The organism is Paenibacillus sp. A3 (assembly GCF_001399685.1).
Taxonomy (GTDB): Bacteria; Bacillota; Bacilli; order Paenibacillales; family NBRC-103111; genus Paenibacillus_G.
The window spans coordinates 1-6437 of the sequence record NZ_JTHN01000001.1 but is presented as its reverse complement, the minus strand read 5'-3'; the positions used below and the strand labels follow the sequence as shown (position 1 = coordinate 6437).

Here is a 6437-nt window from a genome sequence, read left to right as displayed (position 1 = left end):
ATCGAGCTGGGCGAGATCGAAACGGCGATGCTGCGCTTCGCGGGCGTACGTCAGGCGGTGGTGATCGACCGGACGGACGAGCGGGGACAAAAATATTTGGCGGGCTACGCGGCAGGGGACGAAACGCTGAGCGTGGAGGAACTGCAGGCATATCTGGAGCAAAGTCTGCCGTCGCATATGGTGCCGGCGCGGATGATGAAGCTGGAGCGGTTGCCGCTGACGCCAAACGGCAAAGTGGACCGCAAAGCGCTGCCGGAGCCGGAAGGCGCGTTGCGCGCGGGAGCGGCGTACGCAGCGCCGCGGACGGCGGCGGAGCAGACGCTGGCGGCGGTCTGGCAGGCCGTGCTGGGCGTGGAGAAGGTCGGCATTCTGGACAACTTCTTCGAGCTGGGCGGCGATTCGATCAAAGCGCTGCAGGTGGCTTCGCGCTTGCTGCAAGCCGGCTACAAGCTGGTGATGAAGGACTTGTTCCAGTATCCGACGGTGGCGGCGCTGAGCCCGCATCTGCAAGCGTCGGGCAAGCTGGCGAGCCAGGAAGCCGCAATGGGAGACGTAGAGCTGACGCCGATCCAGCGGTGGTTCTTCGGACAGCAGCCGGCCGATGCGCATCACAGCAACCAGTCGGTTATGCTGTACCGCAAGGAAGGCTTCGACGAAGCGGCGCTGCGCGTGACGATGAAGAAGATCGCCGAGCATCACGACGCGCTGCGCATGGTATTCCGTTTGCAGGAAAGCGGCAGCGGCTATGCGGCATGGAATCGCGGCGTGGACGAAGGCGAACTGTTCAGCCTGGACGTGCTGGATTTCAGCGGTGCGGCGGATACCGCGTCGGCAGTCGAGGCGAAAGCGACGGAAATTCAAGGCGGCATCGACCTTGAACACGGACCGCTCATGAAGCTCGGACTGTTCCGCTGCGCGGACGGCGACCATCTGCTGATCGCGATCCACCATTTGGTGGTCGACGGGGTATCGTGGCGCATTTTGTTTGAGGATATTGCAACAGGGTACGAGCAGGCGCTTCGCGGAGAAGCGATCCGTCTGCCGTACAAAACGGATTCGTTCCGGACCTGGGCGGAGCAGTTGTCGCGCTATGCGAGCAGCCCGGCCATGGAACGCGAATGGGCTTACTGGCAGCAGATCGAACAAAGCGACTATGTCCGTCTGCCGAAGGATAACGCGGAGGTCAGACCACTGCTGAAAGAGAGCGACGTCGTGACGGTACGGTGGACGGCGGAGAAAACGGAGCAACTGCTGAAGCAGGCGCACCGGGCATACCGGACGGAAATGAACGACCTGCTGCTGACGGCGCTGGGGATGGCCGTGCGCGAATGGTCGGGTCTGGATCGTGTGCCGGTCAACCTGGAGGGCCATGGCCGGGAGGAAATTATCCCGGATGTGGACGTCTCGCGGACCGTGGGCTGGTTTACGAGCCAATTCCCGGTCGTGCTGGAGCTGGGGCAGGACGAGGCCGTAGGACAGCAGATCAAGCGGGTGAAGGAAGGGCTGCGCCACATTCCGAACAAAGGGATCGGGTACGGCATTCTGCGGTATTTGTCGGCGCCGCAAGAGGGCGTGAAGTTTGCCGTAGAGCCGGAAATCAGCTTCAACTATCTCGGCCAGTTCGACCAGGATTACGAAAGCAACGATCTGAAGCAATCCCCGTACTCCGCAGGCGCGGAAGCCAGCGGGAACGCGGCGATGGACTTTGCGCTGGATATGAACGGAATCGTGTCGGAGGGCGAGCTTGTTTTAACGATCCGCTATGGCATGACCCAATACCGCAGGGAAACGGTGGAGCGGCTTGGCGGACTGCTGGAAGCCAGCCTGCGGGAAGTGATTGCGCACTGCGTGGCGAAAGAACAGCCGGAGCTGACGCCGAGCGACGTTCTGCTCAAAGGAGTGACGGTGGACGAGCTGGAGCGGTTGGCGGAGCTTACGCGGCCGGTCGGCGAGCTGGAGAACGTCTATGCGCTGACACCGATGCAGAAGGGGATGTTGTTCCACAGCCTGATGGATGCGGAATCGGGCGCTTACTTCGAGCAGGCGACGTTCGATTTGAAGGGAGGATTCGATGTCGTCTCCTTCGGGAAAAGTCTGGATTTACTGGTACAGCGGCACGAGACGCTGCGGACCAATTTCATAAGCGGCTGGAAGGACGAACCGGTCCAGGTCGTATTCCGGGAGCGCGCGGGCGAACTGCTTTACGAAGACCTGCGCGGCATCGAGGAAACGGAGCGCGAAGCGTATGCCGCCGTCTTCACGAGTGCGGACAAGGCCCGAGGCTTCGACCTGAGCCAAGGTTCGCTGATGCGCGTGTCGGTACTGCGCACCGGGGAGAATACGTACCGGTTTGTTTGGAGCTTCCATCATATTTTGATGGACGGCTGGTGCATGTCTCTTCTGATTCAGGAAGTGTTCGGCAGCTACTTCGCGTTCCGCGAGCAGCGGAAGCCGGAGCTTGAACCGGTAACGCCGTTCGGACGCTTTATCGAGTGGCTGGAGAATCAGGACCGCGAAGCGGCAGCGGGCTATTGGACCGATTACTTGTCCGACTACGAGCAGCAGGTGCTGCTGCCGCAGGAGAAGCCGCAGCACAAGACGGAAGGCTACGTCCTGCAAAATCTGGACTGGACGTTCAGCCCCGAGCTGAGCGTACGGGTCGAGCAGGCGGCCAGACAGCATCAGGTGACGGTCAATACGCTCATTCAGACCGTATGGGGCCTGATCCTGCAAAAATACAACAACAGCGAGGATGTCGTATTCGGCAGCGTCGTGGCGGGCCGTCCGGCGGAAATCCCGGGCGTGGAATCGATGATCGGCCTGTTTATCAATACGATTCCGGTGCGCATTACTAGCGCCGCCGGGGAATCGGTGGCCGACGTCATGCGCAGAACGCAGGAGCAAGCCCTGAATTCCGGCGCTTACGATACGTTCCCGCTCTATGAGATTCAGGCGCAGACCGGACAGAAGCGCGATTTGATCAACCACATCATGGTGTTCGAAAACTATCCGATCGACGAGCAGATCGGGCAGTTGGGCGGCGGAAGCGGGGATGCTTTTGCTATTGCGAATATCGAAACGCCGGAGCAAACGAACTACAATTTCAATTTCATCGTCATCCCCGGTGAGCGGATCACCATTCGTTTTGGCTATAACGCGATGGCGTTCGACAAGGCGGGTATCGAGCAAATTGCCGGTCATGTCGCCCGGGTGCTGGAGCAGGTGGCGGACGCCCCGCATATGCGCGTGGACGAGCTGGAATGGGTTACCGAAGCGGAACGGGCGCAAATTGTCGAAGTCTTCAACGCTACGGCGTCGGACTATCCCCGCGACGAGACCGTTCACGGGCTGTTCGAAGCGCAGGCGGCATGGACGCCGGAGCAGGTGGTGGTTGTCTTCGAAAACGAGCGGCTCACGTACCGGGAATTGAACGAAAAAGCGAACCGGTTGGCGCACACGCTGCGGGCGGAGGGCGTGCAGCCCGATCAGCCGGTCGGAATCATGGTCGAGCGTTCGCTTGAAATGATTGTCGGCATATTCGGCATCCTGAAAGCCGGCGGAGCGTATATGCCGATCGATCCGGAATACCCGCAGGAGCGGATCGCTTACATGCTGGAGGATTCGGGAGCCAAGCTGCTGCTGACGCAGAGCCGTTTGCGGGAACGCGCGGATTTTGCTGGGAAGCTGCTGGTACTTGAGGACACGGCGGTTTATAGCGAAGACGCTTCGAATCCGGAACCTGCAGCGGGACCGAGTCATTTGGCTTACGTCATCTACACGTCGGGTTCGACCGGCAAGCCGAAGGGGGTTATGGTCGAGCACTGGTCCGTCGTGCATACGCTGACCCAACTGGAGCGGGAATACCCGATGCTGGCGGACGATACGTATTTGCTGAAAACGACCTTCACGTTCGACGTATCGGTGCCTGAGCTGTTCGGCTGGTATTTCGGAAAAGGGAAATTGGCGATTTTGCCGCCGGGGTTGGAAAAAGACCCCACTGCGCTTACAGAGGCGATCGAGAGCGGGAATATCACTCATTTGAATCTGGTGCCGTCGATGTTCAGCGCATGGGTTAATACGCTGAAGGAAACCGGCGTTTCCGGCATTCGCACCTTGAAATATGTGTTTGTCGCCGGAGAGGCGCTGCCGATCAAAGCGGTCGAGGAATACTACAGCTTATCGGCGAACGCCAAACTGGAAAATATTTATGGTCCAACGGAGGCGACAATCTACGCGACCTATTATTCGACGAGCAGGGAAACCTCAGAGCTGGCGGGCGTTCCGATCGGCCGGCCGCTCGGCAATGTGCAGGCATGGATTATGGACGCGGCTTCCCGTTTGATGCCGGTCGGCGTGGCCGGAGAGCTGTGCATCGCGGGTGAAGGCGTGGCCCGGGGCTATTTGAACCGGCCGGAGCTGACGGACGAAAAGTTTATGCCGAATCCGTTCGCGCCGGGCAAGCGGATGTACAGGACAGGCGACTTGGTGCGCTGGATGCCGGACGGGAATATCGAATATTTGGGCCGGATCGACCATCAAGTGAAAATCCGCGGCTACCGGATCGAGCTGGGCGAGGTGGAAACGCAAGTGCTGCGCTTGCCAGAGGTGCAAGAAGCGGTGGTCGTTGCGCGGGAGGACGAGCTCGGCCAGAAGCAGCTGTGCGCCTATTTCACGGCGGACCGGGAGTGGAGCGCGGCGGAACTCCGAAGCGCGCTGTCGCAGGAGCTGCCGAGCTACATGATCCCGTCCTACTTCGTGCAGCTGGAGCGGATGCCGCTGAACGCCAACGGCAAAATCGACCGCAAAGCGCTGCCTGCGCCGGAAGGAAGCGTCCAGACGGGCATGGAATATGTAGCGCCCCGCACGACGGCAGAGCAAACGCTGGCTTCGGTGTGGCAGGCTGTGCTCGGTGTCGAAGCGGTCGGGGTCCTGGACAATTTCTTCGAACTGGGCGGCGACTCGATCAAGGCGATCCAGGTGTCTTCCAGACTGCTTCAACTCGGGCAGAAGCTCGAAATGAAAGATTTGTTCCGGTATGCGACAGTGGCGGAATTGAGTCCGCTGCTCCGCGCGGCCGACAAAAAGGCCGAGCAGCGTGAGGTCAGCGGAGCCGTCAACCTGACGCCGATTCAGTACTGGTTCTTTGGGCAAAACCAGGAGGAGCCGCATCATTTTAACCAGGCCGTTATGCTTCACCGGGAGCGGGGCTTCGACGAAACGCCGCTCCGACAGGCGATGACGAAGGTCGTGGAGCATCATGATGCGCTGCGCACGGTGTTCCGCAAGACGGAAACCGGTTTTGCAGCGTGGAACCGCGGTATTAGCGAAGGTGAGTTGTACACCCTGGACGTAGTCGATTTGAGGGGAACGGCGGACTGCGCTGCGGCGATTGAAGCGAAAGCGAACGATATTCAAAGCGGCATCGACTTGAGTGCCGGGCCTTTGGTGAAGCTGGGGCTGTTCCGCTGCGACGACGGAGATCATCTGCTGATCGTCATTCACCATTTGGTGGTTGACGGGGTATCTTGGCGGATTTTGATCGAGGATCTGACGACAGGCTATGAGCAGGCTGCCAACGGACAAGCCGTCCGGCTGCCGTACAAAACGGATTCGTTCCGCACATGGGCAGAGCAGTTGTCGCAGTATGCGGCCGGTCCGGAGATGGAAGGTGAGTCCGCTTGCTGGCGGCAAATCGCCGAAGCCAGCTATGTTCCGCTGCCTCAGGATACGGCGCATGACGGCGCGTTTACGCTTCGCGACAGCGAGACGGTAGCCGTACAGCTGACGAAGCGGGAAACAGAGCAGCTCTTGAAGCAAACGCACCGGGCCTACGGCACCGAAGTGAACGATCTGCTGCTGACGGCGCTGGGCATGACGATCCGCCAGTGGACCGGAATGGAGCGCGTGCTGGTCAATCTGGAGGGACACGGACGCGAGGCGATTCTGCCGGACGTTGACATCTCGCGCACGGTGGGCTGGTTTACGAGCCAATTCCCGGTCGTGCTGGAGATGGGGCAGGACGGGTCCGTCGCGCAGCGGATCAAACGGGTGAAGGAAGGACTGCGCCAAATCCCGCATAAGGGGATCGGTTACGGCATTTGGAAGCATTTGTCCGGTTCCCGGGAAGAAGGCGTTCGGGAGACGGAGCCGCAGATCAGCTTTAACTATCTGGGGCAATTCGACCAAGACCTGCAAAGCGGCGACGTCGCGATGTCCGCGTACTCGATCGGCTCTGCCGTCAGCGAACGCACGGTAATGAAATATGCGCTGGATTTCGGCGGGATTGTTACGGACGGCGCGCTTGTTTTGGATATCCGCTACAACGGAAAAGCGTACCGCAAAGAGACGATGGAGCAGCTGGCCGGGCTGCTGAAGGCGAATTTGCAGGAAGTGATCGCGCATTGCACGGCGATGGAGCGCACGGAGCTGGCGCCAAG

The 6437-nt window shown here is 60.2% G+C and carries 1 protein-coding gene; it reads left to right on the top strand.

Going from position 1 to position 6437, the window contains the following annotated elements:
- Window positions 1–6437 (top strand): non-ribosomal peptide synthetase (locus QJ48_RS00005; protein ID WP_157261443.1); only part of this gene is annotated, 6437 nt, incomplete at both ends.